21 protein-coding genes and 1 pseudogene are annotated in these 24,008 nt (G+C 39.0%); 4 read left to right on the top strand and 18 right to left on the bottom strand.

Features of this window, described 5'->3' with window-relative positions; translation table 11 throughout:
* Positions 1-120 precede the first annotated feature (120 nt).
* Positions 121-1,011: a phosphate ABC transporter substrate-binding protein PstS family protein gene (locus tag IGK53_RS04315; RefSeq protein WP_002291614.1), complete on the bottom strand. Its 891-nt coding sequence runs from the start codon at positions 1,009-1,011 to the stop codon at positions 121-123.
* Between the two features lie 194 nt (positions 1,012-1,205).
* Positions 1,206-1,688 carry a hypothetical protein gene (locus IGK53_RS04310; RefSeq protein ID WP_002291615.1) on the bottom strand — a complete coding sequence of 161 codons (483 nt, stop codon included), beginning with the start codon at positions 1,686-1,688 and terminating at the stop codon, positions 1,206-1,208.
* Between the two features lie 207 nt (positions 1,689-1,895).
* Between IGK53_RS04310 and IGK53_RS04305 the strand changes: the two genes are divergently transcribed.
* Complete coding sequence (locus IGK53_RS04305) at positions 1,896-2,261, top strand: hypothetical protein (RefSeq protein ID WP_002291616.1); 366 nt, start codon at positions 1,896-1,898, stop codon at positions 2,259-2,261.
* A 64-nt stretch (positions 2,262-2,325) separates the two neighbouring features.
* On the opposite strand, the gene IGK53_RS04300 is transcribed toward IGK53_RS04305, so the two are convergent.
* Together IGK53_RS04300 and IGK53_RS04295 are read right to left on the bottom strand one after the other, a co-directional pair.
* The gene (locus tag IGK53_RS04300; RefSeq protein WP_002291618.1) at positions 2,326-2,901 is read right to left on the bottom strand and encodes a hypothetical protein; all 576 of its coding nucleotides are present in this window, start codon (positions 2,899-2,901) and stop codon (positions 2,326-2,328) included.
* A 76-nt stretch (positions 2,902-2,977) separates the two neighbouring features.
* A complete protein-coding gene (locus IGK53_RS04295; RefSeq protein ID WP_002329447.1) occupies positions 2,978-4,267 on the bottom strand; it encodes a hypothetical protein in 1,290 nt (429 codons plus the stop codon).
* 257 nt (positions 4,268-4,524) lie between these two features.
* Here IGK53_RS04295 and IGK53_RS04290 point away from each other — a divergent pair, with 257 nt between their 5' ends.
* From IGK53_RS04290 to IGK53_RS04280, 3 genes and pseudogenes are all read left to right on the top strand, one after another.
* Positions 4,525-5,469: an AAA family ATPase gene (locus IGK53_RS04290; protein ID WP_002291623.1), complete on the top strand. Its 945-nt coding sequence runs from the start codon at positions 4,525-4,527 to the stop codon at positions 5,467-5,469.
* 3 nt (positions 5,470-5,472) lie between these two features.
* On the top strand, positions 5,473-6,546 hold the full coding sequence (locus IGK53_RS04285; protein WP_162846246.1) for a DUF58 domain-containing protein: 1,074 nt from the start codon (positions 5,473-5,475) through the stop codon (positions 6,544-6,546).
* Positions 6,536-8,707: pseudogene (locus IGK53_RS04280) on the top strand (DUF4129 domain-containing transglutaminase family protein). Before IGK53_RS04285 ends, IGK53_RS04280 begins: the two are co-directional and overlap by 11 nt.
* 112 nt (positions 8,708-8,819) lie before the next feature.
* On the opposite strand, the gene copB reads toward IGK53_RS04280, so the two are convergent.
* The 14 genes from copB to IGK53_RS04210 all read right to left on the bottom strand — a co-directional run bounded on the left by copB (position 8,820) and on the right by IGK53_RS04210 (position 24,002).
* Complete coding sequence (gene copB / locus IGK53_RS04275; RefSeq protein ID WP_104674572.1) at positions 8,820-11,030, bottom strand: copper/silver-translocating P-type ATPase CopB; 2,211 nt, start codon at positions 11,028-11,030, stop codon at positions 8,820-8,822.
* A 19-nt stretch (positions 11,031-11,049) separates the two neighbouring features.
* Positions 11,050-13,236, bottom strand: coding sequence for a heavy metal translocating P-type ATPase (locus IGK53_RS04270; protein WP_002335957.1), 2,187 nt, complete (start codon positions 13,234-13,236; stop codon positions 11,050-11,052).
* Positions 13,236-13,445, bottom strand: coding sequence for a copper chaperone CopZ (copZ, locus tag IGK53_RS04265; RefSeq protein ID WP_002291786.1), 210 nt, complete (start codon positions 13,443-13,445; stop codon positions 13,236-13,238). The genes IGK53_RS04270 and copZ overlap by 1 nt, the downstream gene beginning before the upstream one ends.
* Positions 13,446-13,457: 12 nt before the next feature.
* Positions 13,458-13,898, bottom strand: coding sequence for a CopY/TcrY family copper transport repressor (locus tag IGK53_RS04260; RefSeq protein ID WP_002291784.1), 441 nt, complete (start codon positions 13,896-13,898; stop codon positions 13,458-13,460).
* 73 nt (positions 13,899-13,971) lie between these two features.
* On the bottom strand, positions 13,972-14,511 hold the full coding sequence (locus tag IGK53_RS04255; protein ID WP_137202919.1) for a topology modulation protein: 540 nt from the start codon (positions 14,509-14,511) through the stop codon (positions 13,972-13,974).
* A 109-nt stretch (positions 14,512-14,620) separates the two neighbouring features.
* A complete protein-coding gene (locus IGK53_RS04250; RefSeq protein ID WP_002291780.1) occupies positions 14,621-16,087 on the bottom strand; it encodes an APC family permease in 1,467 nt (488 codons plus the stop codon).
* Positions 16,088-16,397: 310 nt separating this feature from the next.
* Complete coding sequence (locus IGK53_RS04245; protein ID WP_002329454.1) at positions 16,398-18,479, bottom strand: heavy metal translocating P-type ATPase; 2,082 nt, start codon at positions 18,477-18,479, stop codon at positions 16,398-16,400.
* Between the two features lie 203 nt (positions 18,480-18,682).
* Positions 18,683-19,042 (bottom strand): YccF domain-containing protein, encoded by a 360-nt coding sequence (locus IGK53_RS04240; protein ID WP_002291778.1) that lies wholly within the window; start codon positions 19,040-19,042, stop codon positions 18,683-18,685.
* A gap of 35 nt (positions 19,043-19,077) precedes the next feature.
* The gene (locus IGK53_RS04235; RefSeq protein ID WP_002316395.1) at positions 19,078-19,419 is read right to left on the bottom strand and encodes a hypothetical protein; all 342 of its coding nucleotides are present in this window, start codon (positions 19,417-19,419) and stop codon (positions 19,078-19,080) included.
* Complete coding sequence (locus IGK53_RS04230; RefSeq protein ID WP_002291774.1) at positions 19,416-20,090, bottom strand: SGNH/GDSL hydrolase family protein; 675 nt, start codon at positions 20,088-20,090, stop codon at positions 19,416-19,418. Before IGK53_RS04230 ends, IGK53_RS04235 begins: the two co-directional genes overlap by 4 nt.
* Positions 20,091-20,258: 168 nt before the next feature.
* A complete protein-coding gene (locus IGK53_RS04225; protein ID WP_002291773.1) occupies positions 20,259-20,645 on the bottom strand; it encodes an iron-sulfur cluster biosynthesis family protein in 387 nt (128 codons plus the stop codon).
* A 280-nt stretch (positions 20,646-20,925) separates the two neighbouring features.
* Positions 20,926-22,224 carry an asparagine--tRNA ligase gene (asnS, locus tag IGK53_RS04220; protein WP_002291771.1) on the bottom strand — a complete coding sequence of 433 codons (1,299 nt, stop codon included), beginning with the start codon at positions 22,222-22,224 and terminating at the stop codon, positions 20,926-20,928.
* A 39-nt stretch (positions 22,225-22,263) separates the two neighbouring features.
* Positions 22,264-23,454 carry a pyridoxal phosphate-dependent aminotransferase gene (locus IGK53_RS04215; protein ID WP_002291769.1) on the bottom strand — a complete coding sequence of 397 codons (1,191 nt, stop codon included), beginning with the start codon at positions 23,452-23,454 and terminating at the stop codon, positions 22,264-22,266.
* A gap of 20 nt (positions 23,455-23,474) precedes the next feature.
* Positions 23,475-24,002, bottom strand: a complete 528-nt coding sequence (locus IGK53_RS04210; RefSeq protein ID WP_002348809.1) for a DUF5590 domain-containing protein — start codon at positions 24,000-24,002, stop codon at positions 23,475-23,477.
* Positions 24,003-24,008: the final 6 nt, after the last annotated feature.

The raw sequence follows: 24,008 nt of genomic DNA, 5'->3' as shown, positions 1-24,008 counted from the left end.
GAGAGACGACAGTTCTATGTCGTCGCTCTTTTTCTCAATTATAGGAAAAATCTATATGCGGGGAAACATAGTTGATTTTTCCTTGATAGTCACGATAACTGTAGCATATTTATCTGCTAGTTATTTGATATTTCCTTCGTGGTCACGTTCTACTTTCATCATTGTGATTGGTAAATAGCCCAATTCTTTGACAGGTCCTTCTTGGATTTCTTCTGTCATCATGTAGTCTAAGAATTTTTGGACTTCAGGGGAAGGTTTTCCGTTCGTGTACATATGTTCATAGGACCAGATTTTCCAGCTGTTATCTGCTACATTCTCTTCTTTTGGTTCTACACCGTCGATACTTAGTGCTTGTGTGGAATCATCGAGATATGAGAAGGCTAAATAGCTGATTGCTCCTGGTGTTTGACTTACAAGCTGCCGAACAGTTCCTGATGAGTCTTGTTCTTGGGACTGTATAGGTGTGGCACCATCTAATCCCCATTTTTCAAATGTCGCACGGGTACCGCTGCCGTTTGCACGATTCACAACGTTGATCTTTTGATCTTTCCCGCCAACTTCATTCCAATTAGTGATTTTTCCTGTAAAGATATCAATCAATTCCTGTTTTGTGATATCTTTGACACCTGTATCTTTGTTGACGATGGGTGCCATCCCAACTACTGCTACTTTATGATCCACTAGTTTAGAGGCATCGATCCCGTCTCTTTCTTCTGCAAATACATCAGAGTTTCCGATAGTAACTGCTCCAGCTTCGACTTGGCTCAAACCAGTTCCGCTTCCTCCTCCTTGTACAGAGATTTGATAATTCGGATTTTCTTGTACAAAGCTTTCTTGCGCTGCATCGACCAAAGGCTGCAATGCTGTCGAACCTACCGCAACGATTTTTACTTGTTCATTTGAGTCACTTGAATTATTTTGTGTGGCAGAGCCATCTGTATTTCCTGATCCTGAGCCGCATCCGGCTAAAAGAATTCCCATCATACCTAGAGTAAACAATACTTTTTTCATTTTATTGCTCCTTTCTTATTTACAACTAAAGTTTATCAGTCGACTGTAAATCCCTCGTATGGTTGCTGTAAAAATATAGTTAAGTTATGTAAAAATCATGTAAACGTTTTTTAGAATCTTTACACGAGAATAAAAAAGCATATGAGAAACAGGCGTTTTACGCCGCTCATATGCTTGTTACCGATGATCCACCATCAACGGTTATTTTTTATAGATACAGATCGTTCACTTTTTATCCGGATCTCTGTCCAGAAGTAAAAGAATGTCGCAAGAATAAATGAGACAATGACTAAATAGAAACACGGTTTAATGGTCAAGAAATACATGGAGGGATATGCTGAATCCTTCAGTCCGCTCTCGCTCAAACCATTAGGACCGATGATCATGCGAGGCAACAAGGAAAACATAGATGTAAATATGAGTAAACAAGAAAAATAAAGCAGCTGCCAATTATAATGATTGATCAGAGATTTTGGCAGTAATAGACCTACACTTATCACTAAGTAAAAAACAGTCAAAGCTGGAAAATTTCTAGAAACCACAAATCCACTTCCTTGGATCAGCCCTAATATCTCGGCCCCTTGCACAACAGCATTTACCCATGTAAAAGGTAGCAAAACGATAGGAAAAAACCAAAAAAATAAATAAAGCCGATCGATTACTGCTTTTCTTCTCATCAATGTTCCCCCAAACCAATTTTTCTTTCATCATACTATACAATTTTCTATCTAAAAAAATTAGGGGGAAAAACTTTTTTTTTAGAGATAATGGCATGAGAGTTTATTCATTTAATCTAGAAATAATGAAAAAGTAATTGATTATTATATGATTCAATTTACAATAAAACTAACAAAATAATAACACTTGTTAGGTGGTGACAAAATATGATAAAAACGTGTTGGAAGAATCTTCCATTGCTTTTATCTTTTGTTCCTTATGTGCATTTCGCTTTACTGCTTGATTTCCATTATCATTCCGTAAGCGGATTCATCACGTTGATATTTTTATCTCTTTTTGCTGGGTATTATTTCCAAAAAAGCAGGCGTATTTTATCTTTATTTATCGCCAATATTATATCTACTGTCACTTCCTATTTGTTTTGCGTCAATTTTGCTGAATGGCGGTACTTTTATCATCCTTTAAAACCGACCCAACTGATTTTGATTCTAGCTGGCATTTACTTAATTCCACAAATCCTTGGATCGTTATGGGCTGTAGCCTTATCTTATAAAAAAGCACGGCATCCCTAAAAAAACAAACCCTATATGTACAAAGAGAAGCTGTTTTTCTTCTTTTTGTACATATAGGGTTTTCTTATAATTCATGTAGAAAAATTTTTTTGATAATGATCTTATCCATCAATTGGGACTGACTGTTTTGCTCCCCTATGATTTCAGCGATGATGGTCCGATTTTGCGGTTTTCTTCTTAGCTGGTAATTGATTTTCCCGGTTTTCATCAATTCGCTGAGCATATCCACGACCCCGCCAAATCCGGTTTTTTTCGTAATAAAACCAAGTGCGACCATTCGTTCATCTAGATTTTTTGCTGTAATCGTCACACCCGTAATAAGCGAGTGCTGTAATGTTTGAGCCAACTCTTCCATCCCTTCAGCATTGGATACGACGGAAGCTGTTTTATTGACAGATTCTTCATGTATTTCTTTTTCCTTTGGTTCTTTCAGTTCCTCTTTCACTGTTTGACGAAGGACATCTAGTTCTTGCAAGAGCGTTTCGTATTGTTCTTGGGTCAGCATCACACCAGCTACTTTTTCCCGATTAAATATATATACGCCAGTTCCCGCGTCTCGCGCTTGAGCAAATACATCCATCGGCGATCGTTTCACTTCTGTGATCGAAGATGTGGGAACTTCTAATTTCTTTAATTCCAATGGATTTCCTCCTTTACTAATCGCTTTTTATTATAGCATAGACTGACTTGTTTTGATCTGTTTTCCAAAGGTTTTATCAGTTTTTCCCTAACCAGTAATTGATATCCGTAAGTAGTCTTTCAATACCAAATGAAGGATGGTACAGATACGTTTTTTGATCTTCATTATGGTCTAATGGAAAAAAATGATCCGTAATCACTAGATCTGCATAACGAGGTGGCTTATTTCGAGTGCAAACATGGATCGAGATCCGTTTTCGATGTCTTAGGGTTTTGTTCAGTACCCCGGCAAGTCTTCTTGCTTCCTGATGTTCATAACGAAAAAAAAAGACGATTTTCACTTCAGGAGGATGGACATCTAAATACCCCCGTTCTTGGAGTGTCTTAAGTAAAAGCATTCCCCATTCAACTGCGGGGTGTGCAAGTGCTTGTTGGATTGCTAGACGAAATTGATAGAGTTTATCTTTGGAATTAGGAAACTTTTCTAATGTTTCCTGATAATAACGAACTTCTTCTTCCACCAGTCGGTCATGGATACCAATCACATAACGAAGCCATTCTTGGTAAAGTACTTTTGTCAGTTTTGACTTATTTCCACTTTCAAACTCACTATTCAGCCAAAACAGCGAGTCAAGCTTTTCAGTTACGATCGTCAATTTCCGATAGTCTTGTGTCTCTTCTATCCGTTCCCACCGTTTTTCAGTAATCTGATTACAGCTCAAGCGCAAAATCGCTAGATAATTTTTTTCTTTTATTGGCAAAATCTGCTCTTCTCTAAAAAGCAATTCTGGAAACAACTCAAAGAAAAGGGTTCGACTGTCTCCTAAAATCTCGATTTCTGCCGGATCCTTTCGTTGCTTCAATAATTGGATGAATGTCTCTGAAAAGGATTGCTCTCCATCGTCTGCAAAAAAATGGGAGAAATCTTTCAAGAAACAAAATAGCAGGTACCGTATTTTTCTTTCTGAACCAAAGATCCGCGCTTTTTTATAAGAAAATGAAAGGTGATACTCACCAAACCATTTTCTCAACCGCTCTTGTGTCGAACGATCATACTCCTGTTCATAAGGTTCATTCAATAGCAGATTTTTCAGTAGACAAAAAGGTGGTGATTGGATCAGAAAAACAAAAAGGAGGTAAGGTTCGCTATATCCTTGATCATAAACTAACTGAACGGTTTTCTTATGAAGAATCAGTTGGATTGGACAGTCGCTTTCTGCCAAACGTTTTAGATGCCGATCAACTGTTTTGACATCGATTTTCAGTTCTTCAGCTAAATCCGTTTTTCGCCAGATCAGATCTTTCATTAGGTTGATTAGTGAAAATAAATTCTGTGCATTTTTTGATAATAGTTTTTGCCATCTCATTGATCATCTCTCACCTAGTTTCTAAACATATTGTTTGATCAGAAAGGGCTCTTTTCTAAAAAGATAAAAAGTCCCTTTCTATTTACTTAATTACGCAAATTTCTCTCATTATTTTTTATTTTACTTAATTTAATTGTATTCTCATTTTAAAACGAATGTACTTTAAAAAAACATAATAAAATCACTTTGCTTGTAGGATGTATCCCCTTCCATTACAATTAAAATAAATAGTGATTTCATGAGAAGGTGATGTGAAAATGGAAGCTAAAATCGAAGAATCCAAACAAAAAATCGATCAGTTGATACAAGAATTAGAAAAAGCGGTCATCGGTAAACGTTCCACTATCCAATTGATGATTGTTGCCCTGCTAGCAGGTGGTCATGTCTTGTTCGAAGATATTCCCGGTGTAGGTAAAACATTACTAGTCAAAGCACTAGCAAAGGCTGTGCAAGGAACCTTTAGCAGAGTCCAATGCACACCCGATCTTCTTCCTAGTGATATTTTAGGCTTTTCTGTCTATAACTCACAATCAAAAGAGTTTGAATTTCGTCCGGGGCCAATCTTTACAACGATCTTGTTAGCAGATGAAATCAATCGTACGACTCCTCGCACTCAGTCAGCACTTTTAGAAGCAATGGCAGAGAATCATGCAACGATCGACAACAATACATACCCCCTAGACAATCATTTTTTTGTCTTAGCTACACAAAATCCAATCGAGTATGAAGGAACATATCCTTTGCCGGAAGCACAGCTCGATCGTTTTTTATTCCGACTACAAATTGGTTATCCTTCTTTTGACGACGAACTTCTGCTACTTTTGGATAAATTTGAAAAAGTGTTGAATAATTTGAAGGTCGTCTTGAACAGTCAAGAAATAGAAGAAATAAAAACAAGTGTGGCGAATGTCTTTGTCAGTCCAGAAGTGGCATCTTATGCCTTGCAGTTAGTATCCGCAACAAGAACCCACTCTGCTATCCAGCTTGGCATCAGTCCACGAGGAAGCCTTGCCTTTATTCAGGCAGCAAAAGCCTATGCGTTGATCCATGGGAGAAATTATGTCACGCCCAAAGATTTGCAGGAGTTAGTTCCTTTCGTTTTTTCTCACCGCTTGATTTTTTACGATCGTTCATTGAAGGAAGACGAAAAGACACAAATGATCCATACCCTTGTTGCACAGATCCCAATTCCCGTGAGGTAGATAATGGAAAAAGCCAAAGATTATTTCATTAATTTTGTGTTATTTCTGATATATTTCGTCATTGTCTTTTTTGCTCTTGTATTCAACAATTCTTTAGGGTGGTTCTTATTGGCCTTTTTTACTCTTTATGTATCATGGAGTGTGTTTTCATTAAGCACCTTTCTAAAGAAACTTTCTGTTACTTGCACAGTCCAGCCAGTCGTTTATCGTAAAAAAAGTATACAGGTTATTTTTTCTATAGCCAAAAAGAGAGCTTTTTCTTTCCCTCTCCCTCGTTTACAGATCGTCTTTCCAGAGATCTTTACAGAAAAAAAACAAGAAATATTGATCCTTACAAATAAACCGCAAGAAGTCCAAGTACTTTGGCAACCAAAAGAGAGAGGGTTCCATGAAGCATTAACCGTCATTTTTACAGCCTATGATAGTCTAGGACTTTTTAGAAAAAGGACAAGAAGAGAGCTTTCTTTTCCTGTGACTGTTCTTCCAGCTTTTCATAAGACTCAAGCAGAAACATTGCAGAGAGTTCTGGAAAAAAAACAACAGCTGAACGTGTATCAAAAAGGTCTTGATTTTCGAGAACATCGCTCTTATCGCCCCGGCGATTCTTTTAACCGAATCGATTGGAAATTGTCTGCTCATAGTCAAGAGTGGTTATACCGCGAATACGAGTATCAAGAAGAAGAATATTCTCCGCTTCTTTGCTTTTGGGGTTCACCTAGCTTGAAATTTGACCATCTGCTAGATTTGTATTTTTCTTTATGGCATCTGAGAAAAGAAAAGCAGCCGGAACTTCTGATATTAGGCGACCGTACCTTTCATGGCAAAGATCCTGGATATACCTATTTTGCTTCTTTGAACGCTGGAGATGAGAAAACTTTTTTGGCACACTTGAAAAAACAGGCAAAAAAACAAATCGTCCTCTTTATTCCTGCGCATTCTCCTGAAGTCTCAGAAGCTGTCGAAACATTGTCGAAAGATCGGACGGTCTATCTTGTTTATTTCGCAGAAAAACAAATCATGATCCAAGAAAAAGACAAGGTATGTTCATTGCCAGGAGGTGAATGGATTGACGATTAAATGGGAAAAATACCTGCGCGGCGTTTACTCCTTTATGATACTAAGTGTAGGTGCTCCGATATTTGTAGCAGCTAATCAATTGCAAAACAGCTCCCCTCTTATCCTAACTATTGGTATCCTATGTCTTATTGTCTGCTGTATTTCTAAAAAATGGGTACGATTGCTACTTTCTTTGCCAGTAATGATTGGCTGTTTGTTTGCCTATTTTCCTTCAAAGACATTTTCTTTATTATGGGTCGTACAGTTTTTTTCGTCAGTTACAGAGGAATTCTTCCATCTATCCCAAGGTAAACTTCATTATTTACCAGAAAAGACAGCTTTTTTTCTCATATTGTTGTTGATCTATTTATTTATTACTTTGACCGTGGATTACGACTATTGGTATGCACCCTTTCTTGCGTTGATGGCTTACTTCATGATGCTTACCGTTTTTCGGGAAAAAGAACTATTGTACGAAATGATTGCGGTAGTAGCTGTTTTATGCGTATATTTGGCAGCAAGGCAATTTTTCGCCATCCGATTGTTGTCGGGAAACGCTCGATTCCAGTCGTTTACTACGATCCTGCTTATTTGTTTGTTCACTTTCAGCGCCATCTTGCCTTTATATCTCCCAAAAGTACACCAATCTCTTGAGGAAACGAGTGAACCGATCCGAGAATATCTTAATGATGAAGGGCTTTATGATACACTCCATGAGTACCAATTAACCGGAAGTGCCAGAACGGGTTTCAGTGAAAATGATGAACAACTTGGTGGTCCATTGTATGATAATGGTGAAGTTGTTTTTACAGCGAACCAGAAAGTAAACGGCTATTGGAAGATAGAAAATAAGAATCATTACACCGGTTCTGGATGGGTAGAAGATCCGGATGCACCCATCCAACCAATCCAAGAATTTCCTGTTGATATCACAAGCTACCAAACAGTTATGGAAGAAAAAGAAAACATTACATTGACGCTAAAAAACCAAGCTTTCTTACCTTATCCTTATGGAAATACTACCTTGACTGATTTTTCATTAGCCAGTGGACAAACGCTTTACTATTTGCCTGAAAGCCAACGATTCATCCCTGTCCCGAATGAATCGACGCGATTGGCGTCCTTACAAACAGAAAGATTAGCTTTTACGAGAGAAGAATTAAAAAGCAGTCAGTTAGCGGCCGATGATTTAGAAAATCAACAGACAAATCTTCAGTTGCCGAAAGGGTTGCCTCAACGGATTGAGGACTTGGCGATCGAATTGACCAAAAATGAAGCAACTTTAATTCGTAAAGTCGAAGCTGTCGAACAGTATTTGAAAACAAGCGGGAGTTTTCGCTATTCCAAAACGGATACCGGACATACGCCTAAAGAACGCGATTATGTAGATTATTTCCTCTTCGATTCAAAAGTCGGCTATTGTGACAACTTTTCAACTTCTATGGTCGTCCTTCTTCGCACACTAGGCATCCCTGCTCGGTGGACAAAAGGTTTTACGGATGGGATTAGAACAGGTACAGATGAGCAAGGAAATGAGGAATACAGCATTCTCAATAGTCATGCTCATTCTTAGCCAGAGGTGTACTTTCCTGGGTTTGGCTGGCTTCCATTTGAACCAACCCCTTCATTTGCCAATCCAACTGTTTCACAACCAGCCGCTGAAACAACAGAAACCGTCCAATCTGCTGAAGAACAACCAAAAGAAAGCGAAAATATAGCAGAAACTATTACCAGTGAGAGACCTGCGACTATTTCGTCAGATAACACGACGCTCACACCGTCTTATAAAATCGTCTTATTCAGCCTTGGGGTGTGTTTATCCGTCTTGTTGTTCTTTCTATTGTTATTTAGAAAATCTCTGCGCTGGACAAGTTATCTTATCTATCTTCATTTTTTTGCTTCTACTAATGCGGTTGCGTATCAAAAACTTCTCCACCATTTGGAAACACTGGTACCGCGCACCCTCGCAGAATCTTTGCAGGCATACAGCCAACGAATAGAACAAACATTCAATCTAGATCAACGTTTCATTCGATTAACTGCTCAATATGAAGCTGAAATATATGGGCGACAAGCAAATCCGGTAAAATTCGATAAAAAAACCTATTTAGAACTAACGCATATAATAAGAAAAATGGTATACAAAAAGGTTATGACAAAAGGGAGCAGCTTCAAAAAATAAGATAAAATTCCTGGAGAATCTACTTCTGGAATGCCGAGAACCAGCTGATTGAGCATCGATTATTCGTAAAAAAAGGTTGTGACACGTTTTTTGTCACAACCTTTTTTCATTATTATTTGATTTTCAATGTCAAAGCATTCAGCGCTACGACTACCGTACTTAACGACATCAAGACAGCACCAACTGCTGGACTTAATAGGATACCAATTGGTGCAAGTATTCCGGCTGCTAGTGGGATTGCGAGAATATTGTACCCTGCTCCCCACCAGAGGTTCTGGATCATTTTCTTTCGCGTTTGCTTAGCTAAATCAAGGAAATGCAAAATATCTTTTGGATCGCTGTTTGTCAAGACGACATCCGCAGAATCGATCGCGATATCTGTTCCTGCACCTATTGCCATCCCAATAGAAGCACGGGCTAAACTTGGCGCATCATTGATCCCATCACCCACCATGATTACTTTTTTCCCTTGGTCAAGATATTTCTGGACAACAGCTTCTTTATCATCTGGTAATAAACCGCCGTAATATTCTTCGATTCCTAAATAATCTGCTACTGCTTGAGCAGCATTTTTATTGTCGCCAGTAAGCATGACTGGAGTGATTTTTCTTTCCTTCAATGTTCGGATAAACTCTTTTGCTTCTGTTTTTACTACGTCACCTAAAGCAACGATTGCAGCTAGATGATTTTCTAAAATCAGGAAGCTGATGGTATTCCCTTGTTCTTGGTAAGGTTTCAATAATGCTTGTTCTACGTTTAATCCGAGACGCTCAACTTCTTTTTCATTAACTATTTTCACTTGTTGGTTTTTGACTGTTGCCTCTATCCCAACTCCTGAAAGATTTTTTAGATTTTCGGCTTGATAAGGCTTGATTTCATGTTCTTTCAAATAATTCATAATGCCAACAGCCAATGGATGATTGGCATTCGCTTCCAATGCTCCTAAATATTGAAGGATTTCATTTTTATTGAACGCATCATCAAGAACTTCGACACCCGTTACCGTAAATTTTCCTTCTGTCAGTGTCCCGGTTTTGTCCAGCATGATCACATCTAGATCATTGGCTTGCTCTAGTGCGTTGCGGTTTTTCAAAAGCAATCCGTTTTTAGCGGCGATCGATGTGGAACGAGCAACAACTAATGGGATAGCTAAACCTAGAGCATGGGGACAGGCGATGATAAAGACAGTGACCATACGTTCCAATGCATTAGGAAGATCTGTCAAGAACAGCCATGCGATAAATGCCAAGATACCGACAATTAAGGCAACATAAAACAGCCATTTTGCCACTTTGTCTGATAATGACTCTAGCTTGGATTTTTCTCCTTGTGCTTTTCGCACCATTTCCATAACCTTCGCTAGATACCCATTTTCACCAGTTCCAGTTACTTCGATTTCGATCGTTCCATCCCCATTGATAGAACCGCCGATTACTTTGTCATTGGCTCGTTTTTTGATTCCTTTTGATTCGCCAGTCACAGCTGATTCGTCAACGATTGTTTCACCTTTCAAGATAACACCATCTGTTGGCATTTTGTCACCGGAACGGACGATCAAATGATCGCCTTCCTTTACTTCTTTTAGTGAGACTGTCTCTTCTTTTCCTTCTTTCGTCAAGCGTTTCACTGATTCTGGCAGTAATTCTGCTAGTTTTTGTAAAGCATTGCTGGCATTCGAAACAGCGTTCATTTCGATCCAGTGACCTAGCAACATAATGACGATCAATGTAGCTAATTCCCAGAAGAAATCCATGACGTGCGTATGAGGATTGATCAGATTCGCGATAAACGAATAGACACTATAAATATATGCAACTGTAATCCCCATCGCGATCAGCGTCATCATAGCAGGACTTTTTTGTTTCAATTCCATTTTTGCTCCGCTTAAAAATGGCTGTCCGCCATAGATAAATAGTATAGTTGCTAAGATCAGTACGAGCCAATCCGAACCAGGAAATGTTATTTGGAAGGGAAATTCCATTCCCATCATCGGTGAAAAAAGAATGACTGGGATAGCTAGGATAAGCGATAGCCAAAATTTTTGTTTGAAATTCCCCATGTGCATGGAATGATCCATACCGCCATGTTCATGATCCATGTGCATCGAATGGTCCATACCGCCATGTTCGTGATCCATGTGCATCGAATGGTCCATTTCTTTGCTGTCCGCTATATCTCCATGGTTATGTCCCATATGCATTGAATGGTCCATCTGGCTATGGTCATGCTTCATCTCCATCTGTTTTTCGTTTGAATGAGCACTTTCTTTGTTTCCTGCTTCTTTTTTATGCTCCTGTTTTTTCTCCATATCGTTCCCGTTCATTTTTACTCCATCCCTTCTCTTACTTTTTCATGTGCCGATTTAAGCTCAGGGAGTTCAACAATACACTGACGGAACTAAACGCCATCGCTCCTCCTGCAATGATTGGATTCAAAAAGCCTAATGCAGCAAAAGGAATGCCAATCGTATTATAGACAAAAGCCCAGAAAAGATTTTGTTTGATTTTTCTCAATGTCATTCTAGACAACTCGATTGTTTGAGCAATGGACGCCAAACTACTATTCATCAGCGTTACATCTGCTGTTTCCATCGCGATGTCCGTTCCACTTCCCATTGCCATACCAACATCAGCTAATGCGAGAGCTGGCGCATCATTGATTCCATCACCTGCCATACCGACTTTTTTGCCATCTTTCTGCAGTTTTTCCACATAGGCTGCTTTATCCTCTGGAAGTACTTCGGCAAAGATGTGCATTGGATCAATACCCACTTGTTTACCGATCGTTTCGGCTGCCAGTTTGTTGTCTCCTGTCAGCATAAAGACATCTAATCCTTTATCCTGTAACTGCTTGATTGCTTGTTTGGCTTCTTGTTTGATTTGATCTGCCACGGCAATCAGCCCGATCACTTGCTTTTCATCAGCTAAAAACATGACTGTTTTTCCCTGCTGTTCTAATTCTAACGCGTGTTCTTGGTATTCATCAAATGATAGGTTCAATTCAATTAATCGTTTACGTGTACCCGCAAAATAGCGTACTCCGTTAATCGTACCGCTGATTCCAGCACCTGGATGAGCTGTAAAATCAATCATATCGTATGTTGCTGCTTCTTGCAGTTTTCCGTATTCCACGATTGCTTTACCTAGTGGATGTTCAGAAGCTTGTTCTAAAGTATAAAAAATAGATAGGACTTCTTTAGAACCGACTAGATCTGTAACTTTGGGCTTTCCTTCTGTAATCGTTCCAGTTTTATCCAAAACAATGCTGTCTAAGTGAGCAGCTGCTTCTAATGCTTCTCCGCCTTTAATTAAGATTCCGTTTCGTGCGCCAACACCCGTTCCTACCATGATAGCTGTTGGAGTTGCTAAACCTAATGCACATGGACACGCAATGACTAATACAGAGACACTATGGATCAATGCAAGTTGCCAATCACCCGTGATCAATCCTGTCGCCACTAGCGTGATGAATGCAATGACTAAAACGATCGGAACAAAAATTCCTGAGATTCGATCCGCGATTTTTTGAATTGGTGCTTTGCTTCCTTGAGCGTCTTCCACCATTTGGATGATTTGAGCTAAAACTGTCTGCTTATCAACTTGTGTGACTGCCATATGAAGCAGACCATTCGTATTGATTGTTCCGCCAAAGAGTGTGTCATCTGGATTCTTTTCTACAGGAAGACTTTCGCCAGTAAGCATACTTTCATCGATCGCACTACTTCCTGAAATGATTCGACCATCTGCTGGGATCTGCTCACCAGGACGGATGACTAGCTGATCGCCAACGACGACTTCTTCAATCGCTAACGTTTCTTCTTTACCGTTTCTTATTACTTGAGCTGTTTTTGTTTGAAGAGACATCAATTGTTTGATTGCATTACCTGTTTTCGTTTTTGCTGTATGTTCCAAATATTTGCCGAGCAAAATCAACGTGATGATCATACTGCTGCTTTCAAAATAAAGATCTTGGGGATGTCCACGGAAAAATCCGTTGTAAATGCTCAATGCAAAAGCAGCTGATGTTCCGATTGCTACCAGTACATCCATATTTGGTGCTTTCGTCTTGATTGCATGATATGCCCCTTTATAAAAACGAGCACCAACATAAAATTGGACAGGTGTAGACAGAACTAACTGAACGATTGGCAGATGAAAAAAGTGAACAATTGCCGCATGGCTCCCCAACATCATGGCAATCATTGACAGCATCAATGGCAAAGTCAAAATCGTACTCAATACAAGATCGAATAGCATTTTTTTCAAATATGCTTGCTTTTCTTCCGCAATTTTTTGTTTATGGGCTTCATCGTACAAAATCGCACCATAGCCGATATTCTCTACGCTTTGGATTAATTTTTCAGTGGTCGTCCCTTCATATTTGACACTTGCTTTTTCAGTGGCCAAGTTGACTGTGGCATTGACAACACCAGGTTGTCCGTTCAGCTCTTTTTCGATCCTAGCAGAACAATTTGCACAAGTCATACCTGTAATGACGAATGTGTCCATTTTGGTTTCTGCTGCTGCCATCAAATCACCTCTGCTTTATATCCCAATCCATTGATTGCTTGACAGATCTTTTCGGATTGGACTTTTGTTTCATCAAACTTGACTGTACCGTTTGCTTTTTTCAAGTTCACTTTTACTTTCTGTACGCCGTCAAGTGCGCTTACCGCTTCTTCGACTCTTGCAACACAATGATTGCAGCTCATACCTTCGATTGAAAATTGTTGTTTCATTTTTTCTTCCTCCTATTGATGTTGTTTACATTCACATTGACCTGGGATACAGTTACATTCGATTGTTTCGACTGGTTGCTTTTGTTCTAATTGTTTCAAGATTTCATTGATATCTTCTTGAGTCAAAGTAGCTTCTTCTACTAGATCCGCAATCGTCTCTCCAATCCTTTTTGCACAGATATGGGAAAAAAGATTTTCCGTCGCACTACGAACTGTTTCCATCTCTGAGACAGCTGGATGATAAATGAATTTTTTTCCTTCTTGTTCTGTCCAGATCACTTCTTTTTTTACCAAACGTCCCAACAAAGTTTTGATCGTTGCTGGTTTCCAATCCATCGAATCAGCTAAGATCTGCGTGATTTCTTGAGCAGTCGTCTGTCCAAGTGTCCAAATAACCCGCATGATCTCCCATTCTGAATCGCTGATTTTTACCGGCGTTTTGACTTTCTCCATTTATTTCACACCTTTCGTTTACAAATGTAATCAATAACTTATGAATACAGATTACACTTGTAAACAAAAACTGTCAATTATTTTTGCTCTCTATTTTCAATTTAGTTAAAAATTCTTGTTTTTCCCCTCTTGTTTTAAGGATGATCAGTTTGTTTTGTGCATGGTTTTCTTGGATCAGCTGCTGTATTTTCGGTTCATTGTTTTCTTCAAAATGCCAGATAAAAGATAAAAATTCTACGTATTCCCTATTTAGTTTCTCTGTAAATGCTTCAGGCATATCTGGCCGTGTTTTTTTGTTTATCTTTCTTTTTAAAGAACGCCAAACTACTCGGTAGATGGCGACATAACGCGGCACTTTAAGCCAAATGATTTTATCTGCTTCTTTGATTCTCTCTTCTAACGTAGAAGTATAATTTCCTTCAACGATCCATGACGGATTAGATACCATAAACGTTTGTTGTTCTTGCAAAAACCACTGTTTTGCCTGAATACTGTAATCTGTTGTATGCCATAAAAGGTCTAGCGGCAGTAGCGGAAAGCCCGTAATTTCTTTGATATTCCTTGCGAGGGTCGATTTTCCCGACCCACTTTGTCCAATCACGATGATCTTCATTTTCCTCCCTCACTTCTCTTTGGAATTTGGTTCGATCATACCATTTATAACGCCACAAAAAAACAAGAGTTGGCTCTACACGCCAACTCTTGCAAGAAGTAATTTTATTTTAAGGCTGAACCACAGTTTCTGGCTCAGTGATTTCTTTATTTTTGTCTCGACGAGCGATGGCCGGCAAGATCATGCCTAATAAGATCAAGACGATTGGTGTGATGATATTCGTGAATAGCTGGAACCACCATGCTTTAGGATCCGCAGTATAATCTACTTTTGGTACCATTCCTAAGATACAGGCGAACGCAGTGAAGGCAAAGCACCAAGCACCGAAGATAAACCCGATTTTTGGATTTTTGACAAATTTATATTCAGAATTGAATTTCTTATAAGCTTTATTCAACATCATATACGCCAAGAATACCCATAGGTAACGCATTGGCATAACAACTGAGTTCAAGTTCGTCAACCATTTAACTAATTCATTCATATCTTTGATACCGAAGATTGGCAGCAAAATAATGATTCCTACTAGGATACCTGTCAAAAGATAGCCGTTTACTAATGTACCTTTATGACTACGTTTACGTAGCCAGTTTGGTACGAATTCTGGATCTGCATCTGCTAACAAGATTTTTAACGGTGCATCGATTGAAAAGGCTAATGCGGAGATTTGCCCGATCATATTTGTCAATGCGTAAATAATCATCAATGAGTTACCGATACCATAGTAATTACCTAAAATTTGAAAAGCACTGTATGCCCCATTTGCCATCAAGTCTTTAGGGATATTATCGCTAGCAAACAGCATGCCCATTGCGACTGAACCTAATACAGCACAAATCCCTACCATTGCTGCTAAGAAAATCATCCCTTTAGGAAATTCTTTTGCAGGGTTTCTTGTAGAGTTGACATAAGGGGATATTTTTTCCGCTCCTCCAACTGCAAACACTAACATAGAGACGGTTGTGAAATAACTGAAGTCAAAGGTTGGAATATATGTTTTCACTTGATTCATATGCGGTGTGGCAAATTCCATCGTTGGGTTGATGAACGGTGCCGTTACTGCTAAAAGAATAAATAGGATCGACATAACGAACATCGCTGTTCCGGCTAATCCGCCGATCACTTTCAACGTAGAAAGTCCTTTTGTTGATAAATATAAAAAGGCAAGAAATATAATAAGTGAAATAACTGCTACCATTTGGACTGACATCGTATTTACGATATTTCCGTTTCCTTGGACCGCCCAACCCCCTGCAATCAGGATGGCTTGAGGTTTTTGTGCCAAATAAGGAATATGCACGACCCAGTAAGTCCAAGCAGCATAATATGCCAGCCGTTTATTGGATGTCGTATTTTCGACCCATGAACTGACGCCTCCTTTACTATCCTTGAAGGCTGATCCTAATTGTCCAACGATCAATGCGTATGGAATGAAATAAATGGCTAGAATCAATAGCCAAGAGGTGACAACTGATACTCCTTGCTGGGCATAGTTATTAACTACATTCCCCATGCCCCAAACCATGTTGAATGCAATTAACGCAACAGTGAACCAGCGTAATTGTTTATTGTTCATTCGTTCTCTCCTTTATAATAAAAATTTGTTAACCAAATGTAATCATATTCAATTTTTAACAAACTTACAAGACAGCGTTATTTTATGTGTGTATTCTTTTATTTAATACACATCATTTTTTCATATTTTTTCCATCAAAAAAAGGAGTTGTTTTCTTTGATTTCATTGATTTTATTGTATTTAAAGCAATTTTGAATTTTCTGCAAAATTAAAAACATCAGTTATTTTATAATCTTAGCCATTTTCTTTGTATTCTTTTATTAAGAAAAAGGTATAAAAAAAGAGGACGTTCATTCGTCCTCTCTACTGGTCAATATTTATTTTTTACATGTAAGCTTCGCATGGCATTCAAAACAGCTAGGACTGTTACCCCGACATCTGCAAATACTGCATCTCCCATTGTTGCAAAACCAAAAGCACCTAAGGCAAGTACCAATATTTTTATCCCAATAGCAAAAACAATGTTCTGCTTGACGATCTTCAATGTTTTCTTTGCTAACCGGATCGCATCTGCAATCTTCGATGGTTGATCGTTCATGATGACTACATCTGCTGCTTCAATTGCAGCATCGCTTCCTAATCCACCCATTGCGATCCCTACATCTGCTCTTGCTAGCACCGGTGCATCGTTGATTCCGTCTCCGACAAAGGCAGTCTTTTTATTGCTTCTTTGTAAGATTTCCTCTAACCGCTGTACTTTATCTTCTGGGAGTAGTTCACTGTATATCTTGTCCACGCCAACTTGCTTCCCGATATGATCAGCGATTTTTTTCGAGTCACCTGTCAACATGACTGTGTGCTTGACACCAGCCTGTTTTAGTTGAACCAATGCGTCTACAGCATCTTCTTTCAAGGTATCCGCAATGACAAGATAACCACTATAACTTTGGTTGATTGCTATATAAAGCAATGTACCGATTTCTTGACTTGAAGGAAAAGAGATTTCAAACCTTTCCATCAATTTGTGATTACCTACTAATATTTGTTTGCTGTCAACTTCAGCTAAGATCCCTTCACCTGCAAATTCTTGGATATTTGTTGCCGGTAAAAGCGGACCTTCGTAACCTTCTAAAACGGATTGCGCAATCGGATGTGTAGAAAACTGTTCTGCACTTGCAACATATTGCATAAATTTCTTTGGATCAATTCCTGTTGGATCGATCGTCTGGATCGAAAAGTCGCCCTTCGTTAATGTGCCAGTTTTATCGAATACCACTGTCTCAGTTTGTGCAAGCAATTCCAAATAATTTGAACCTTTTATTAATACACCAATTTTACTTGCTCCTCCGATCCCACCAAAGAAACTAAGTGGTACGGAAATCACTAATGCACATGGACATGAGATCACTAAAAATGTCAACGACCGATAGATCCATTCAGAAAACGCCGCTCCAGAAACTATTGGAGGTAAAACAGCCAATAAGACGGCCAGCCCTACAACGACTGGTGTATAATATCGCGCGAATTTGGTAATGAAATTTTCAGCTGGTGCTTTTTTGCTGCTGGCATTTTCTACTAATTCTAATAATTTACTGATGGTAGAATTTTCATAGGATTTTTCTACTTGAACTAAAAATGGTTTATTTTTATTGATAAATCCACTTAATACTGTTTCGCCAACATATACAGATTTAGGAACGGATTCACCTGTAAGTGCGGATGTATCAACTAATGATTCTCCTTCGATGATCGTTCCATCTAACGGTACACGTTCACCAGGCTTAACAAGTACATACTGACCAATCTGCACATCTTCAGGATTCACGGTCATCAATTCTTCTGCTGTCTGTATGTGCGCTGTTTCTGGACGGATAGCCATCAGTTCACGAATCGATTTTCTTGAATGATTGACTGCCAATCCTTGGAAATATTCGCCGATTTGATAAAATAGCATCACTGCTACGGCTTCTGGATATTCACCGATCAACATAGCGCCGATTGTAGCAACAGACATGAGGAAATTTTCATCAAAGATTTGTCCTTTGACGATATTCATCACCGCTTTTTTCACTACATCATATCCTATCAGCAGATAAATCAATAAATACCCTATCAAACGAACTGGTTCATTAAAATCAAATAATAGCAAGACAGCGATACCTGCAAGTGAAAATAAAATCCGGATCAGCGTGTTTCTCTCTTTTTCATTTCCATGTTCAGATACTTTTTCCTTGTCTATTTCTGTTACCTTGACATCTGGTTCTAATTCCCTCACTACTTTTTTTGTTTCCTGTTCAACCGCAGCTAATCGGTCTTCCTCTACGTCAATCGTTAGTTTTCCAGAAGTGAAATTTACCGTTGCTTCCTTGACTCCATCGATCTGCTGGACTCCTTTTTCGATTTTCATCGCACAGTTCGCACAGTCTAAACCTTCTAATCTGTAACTTTTCATTTTAATGACCTCCTCGCTTTAACATATGAATATCTCTTCATAACTGATTATAAATGAATGGTTATTCATATGTCAAGGTATCCGAAAGAAAAAATGAGTTTTCAAAACATAAAAAGAACCAGATCAAACACGTGATAGTTGTGTTTCATCCAGTTCTCTCGTTCATATAACATGTTTAGGACACTCTTTTAGAACATCCTGACTTATATAATCTCTGCACCAAATGGCATCAACGCCAATCGAGCAAGTTTGAAAGATTGCTTTGCAAATGGTATCCCTATAATCGTGATACATAGAAGGATGCCGCTGACGACATGTCCAAGAGCAATTGGGAGACCTGAAACGATCAGCCAGATGATGTTGACAATCAATGACATGCCGGACTGGTGGTAAATTACTTCTTTGCCAAAAGGCGCAAAAGAAAGGGAGGCGATTTTAAAACACTGCATACCGATAGGGATACCAATGATCGTGATACACCAAAGTACCCCTGCTGCTAACCAGCTAAGACCCCCAATTAGTCCGCCAAATATGAACCAGATGACATTTCCTAAACAACTCATTGTATTTCTCCTTTTATTACTGTTTTTAATTAGAACTAGAACTGGACAAAAAACGATTTGATTTTTCGTTTTTTAGCTTCCAGCATCAAGTATTCCGCAAATCTTTTTTGGATTTCTTCCGTTTTTTCTTTTGTTACTAATGTGTGTTGGATTAGTTTTCCTGCTGGTCGCTGATCCACCCGTTCTTCTGATTGCTGTTCATCTGCTTGCGCAAAACCGATGATCCGGTTTTCTTTTGTTACAGCAACGATCAATAGTTTATTCCTATCATGTAGTTCAGCTGCCGTTTTTACTTTTACGAATGATTCTGGATGATCAGTAATCAGCTGATTGATTTGAGGGAGATCTTCTTTTACTGCCCTTCGTATTTCCATCATTTCTCCCTTTTCTTTCGTTCATTTTTATTTCCACTAAAAAAATCAACTGCGGAAATCGCATCTATCCAACTTTGTGCAATAATCTCGTGTCCGCCAATCGTTGGATGCACGCCATCTTCTTTTGTATATTTCGAAAAACCATAAGCGATTCCTAAAGCATTGAATATCCCATCTAAAGGAATCAGCAATGTGCCATATTCTTTTGCGAGTTTACGAACGGTTTGGATCTTAGGGTCTAAGTCTTTGCGCCACCCATAACGATCATTTGTCACAGGAAGTACAAAAGGCTCCATTAAGACGATATTGCAGATTCCAGCTGCTTGAAGTTCATTTAGTAACTCTCGATAAACGGATTCAAATTGCTGCACAGATTTCTCAGTGCCGAATATAGCTTGATCTCCAGTATTATGCCACGTATCATTGATTCCAATCAAAATCGATACATAATCAGGTTGCAGAGCTAAACAATCTTTTTGCCAGCGTGCTTGCAGATCTGCAATTTTGTCTCCTCCTATCCCACGGTTTATACATTCAAATTCCATCGTTGGATATTGTGAGATTAGTTTCCCGGCAATCAAAAGCGGATACCCTTTACCTAGATCCGTTGCTTCTGAACGGTCTCTTCCTGCGTCTGTAATGCTGTCACCAATAAATAACACGCGTGTTTTCATTTGTCAAAAACTCCTTTTTGAATAAAACGACGATTTTCTTCTTTATATTATCCCATAAGCTCTACCAAGACGAAAGCGAAAATAGATGTATAAAAAAAGACACCCGCCTAGTTTCCTCAAACGATTGGATGAATACTCAGCAAGTGCCTAGTTTTTTATGCTTTTTTCTTAACGTGCCGGATTTTTCTTGATTCCTTCGTTGTTTGATTCAGTGAAATCGATCAGACCTAAGTTTCCGTCAATCAGCCCACTGTCGCCCGTCAAACTCAAAATATGACGAGAAGCATCAAAACGTATATTCATATGCTCATCTAAGTCTGCCAACGAATATCCCTTTACTAATATCTCTCCTAGATTGCTTGGGATAGATTGGTCATAACTTTCTGTCGACATATCTGATCCAATGATTCCAAGGGTGAATTGAACTTGCATGTGGATCATTGCATGCTGAGAATACGGACCTACTCCATCTTCGAATGTTAATATTAGTTTGTTTTCAGGTGCTAGATGCTGCTTTATTTCAGCAGCAGAAGCATCATCAAATCGGATCTCCATTTGAATCGCCTTCTTTGTATATGTTGGATTGATTGCGATTTCATTATAGAACCTTGTGAATCAAATAGCAATTTCTTTTGCTTTCTTCTCTTGTCTGCTGGAAACTTCCTTTATCCCGTATTTTAAAAAAGAACTGCGAGAGTTCGCAGTTCTTTTTTAGAATAAACGGTGTTCAAAAGCCAGTTTCTCGGTATTAAGCCAAATTTATGCAAAAATGTGGAAAGCCATTTTCACAAAATTTTTCTTAATACTCGAAACTAAACAGCTTTTTCATCACTTCTTATGGATAAATTCGGTTCAACAAACGTGGGAATGGAATAGCTTCACGCACATGGTCGATACCAGCAATCCAAGTGACTGTTCGTTCAAGACCTAGACCAAAACCAGAGTGCGGAACAGAACCGTATTTACGTAAATCAAGGTACCATGAATATTCTTTTTCATCCAAACCGTGATTACGGATTTGTTCTAACAAGAAATCATAGTCCGTTGCCCGTTCGCTTCCGCCAATGATTTCACCGTAGCCTTCTGGTGCGATCATATCTGCACAGATCACCACGTCTTCTCTTGTTGGATGTGGTTTCATGTAGAATGGCTTGATGGCTTTTGGATAGTTTAGGATAAAGACAGGTTGTTCGAATGAATTTGCAATGAACGTTTCATGAGGTGAACCAAAATCTTCGCCCCATTCGATGTCATCAAATCCATTTTTCTTCAGTAATTCGATTGCATCATCGTAAGTAATACGAGGGAATGGCAATTTTGTATAAGTTTTTAAGACTTCTTTGTCTCGTCCTAGTACATCCAATGCGTATTCGCAATGATCTAAAACATTTTGTACTAAGAAGGCTACATATTGCTCCTGTACTTCTAAACTTTCTTCTTGGTGAGTGAAGGCCATTTCTGGTTCGATCATCCAGAATTCAATCAAGTGACGGCGTGTCTTTGATTTTTCAGCACGGAAAGTCGGACCGAATGAAAAGACTTTTCCGAAAGCCATAGCAGCAGCTTCCATATATAATTGGCCACTTTGAGATAAATAGGCTTTTTGATCAAAGTAGTTTGTTTCGAATAGATCCGTTGTGCCTTCTGGTGCTGAACCAGTCAAGATTGGCGGATCGATTTTGACAAAATGATGTTGATTAAAGAATTCATACGTTGCACGAATGATTTCATTTCTGATTTGCATGATCGCATGTTGTCTTGAAGAACGTAGCCATAAATGACGATGATCCATCAAGAAATCTGTTCCGTGTTCTTTTGGTGTGATCGGATAATCGTGGCTCTCGCTTACTACTTCCACATTTGTAATCCCGATTTCATAACCGAATTTTGAACGGCTGTCTTCACGGATTTCTCCAGTTACTAGCACAGATGTTTCTTGGTGCAGATTTTTAGCTGTTTGGAAAACTTCTTCTGGCACTTCGCTTTTTACCACTACCCCTTGGAAGAAGGCTGTTCCGTCCCTTAATTGTAAAAATGCGATTTTTCCGCTTGATCGTTTATTTGCGACCCAAGCGCCGATTGTTACTGTTTCTCCCACATGGTTTTTCGAATCGATGATTTGAATTTGTTCCACGTATGACTCTCCTTTTATATTCCTTGAATTTCTTCAGGATTAATTTTGACTTTTACTCTCAATAAATTGCTTGATTCTGCGTACCGCTTCTTCTAACGTAGCACGATCAGTCGCATAACTCATGCGGACATTCTCTGGTGCCCCAAAGCCTTCGCCAGTCACAAGTGCTACCCCTGTTTCTTCTAAAAGATCTTCTACCCATTGTGTGACATTCTCATACTTACACATGCGTAGCGTTTCTTTTACATTAGGAAAAAGATAAAAAGCTCCTTGCGGCTTTTCAAGAGAAACACCTGGCAGTTCTGCCACAAGCGGATATAACGTATTCAGGCGTTCTTCAAAGGCGTTCCGCATTTCTTCCACTGTATCTTGCTCACCTTTCAATGCTTCAACAGCTGCATATTGACTGACTGCTGTCGGATTGCTAGTTGATTGGGAAGCAACAGCGATCATTCCATTGATAATTTCAGGATTCCCAACCGCATAACCGATGCGCCAGCCTGTCATCGCATAGGTCTTAGACACGCCATTGATGATGATGGTCTGATTTTTGATTGCTTCTGAAATCGTTGCAATTGGAGTAAACTCATTGCCATTATAAACTAAACGACCATAAATATCATCAGCAACTATCAAAATATCATTTTTTACTGCCCATTCACCAATTGCCTGCAGTTCATTCTTGCTATAAATCATTCCAGTCGGATTCGATGGCGAATTGATGATCACGGCTTTTGTTTTTCCTGAACGTGCTTGTTCTAACTGTTCAACAGTAACTTTCCAGTTATTAGATTCTTTCCCTTTCACAAAGACAGGCAGGCCTTCTGCCAGTTTCACTTGCTCGCCGTAACTGACCCAATAAGGCACAGGAATGATGACTTCATCTTGCGGGTCCAAGATTGTTTGAAAAAGTGTATACAAAGCAAATTTCGCGCCATCTGTTACGACCGTTTGTGAAGATTCATAGACAAGTCCATCATTTTTCTTCAGATAATCAACGATCGCCTGCCGAAGTTCTGGGATTCCTGCTGTTGGTGTATAATAGCTAGCTTTTCCGTTGCGGATTGCTTCGATCGCTGCTTCTTGGATGTTTTCTGGTGTCGCAAAATCCGGTTCTCCCACAGTCAAACTCAGCACATCTCTTCCTTTTGCTTTTAACGCCTTGGCTTTTGCCGCAGCTGCCAAAGTAACAGATGGTTCTAATCGTTTCGTTCTTTTTGATAACTCCATCCCATTCATTCCTTTATCTATTAAATTCCCTTGATTGTCTTGACTTCATCTCCTGATTCAAAACCAATCAGGTAATAATTCAATTTTCCATTTGTTTCTTTTCCTACTACTTCCCATACAGGCTGATCATCGTACATTCCTAAAGCTGCTTTTTCGATTTGGATTTCAGGATGAGCTGCAGCAATTGTTTGTTTCGCTTCGTTTTCAGTCAATCCCTTCGTTTGATCCAATACTTTTACTTTTTCACCAGATTTAGGAATGATAACGGCGATTTCTTTTCCTTTATCATTCGTACCCGTCAATGAAAAGTACGTTTTCTTTCGAGTAAACCAGTAAAAATGATCGGCTTCCTCGAGATTTGCATATTTCTTTGCGATTTCTACTGCTTCTTTTTTCGCCTGGACCGCCGGACGACTGGAACGCAAGTAAAAAATCGAGCTGATCACGATGACCGCTAATAAAAATACGATCAAGCCAAGCAATACGCGATTAATCGTTTTTTCCTTTGTCTGTTTTTTCTTCAAGGGTCGTCGCTCCTTTATCTTCATTCCTTT

The organism is Enterococcus sp. DIV1224 (genome assembly GCF_050555455.1).
GTDB lineage: Bacteria > Bacillota > Bacilli > Lactobacillales > Enterococcaceae > Enterococcus_B > Enterococcus_B lactis.
The sequence above is the reverse complement of the archived record's forward strand: the minus strand, read 5'-3'. Positions and strand labels throughout refer to the sequence as shown.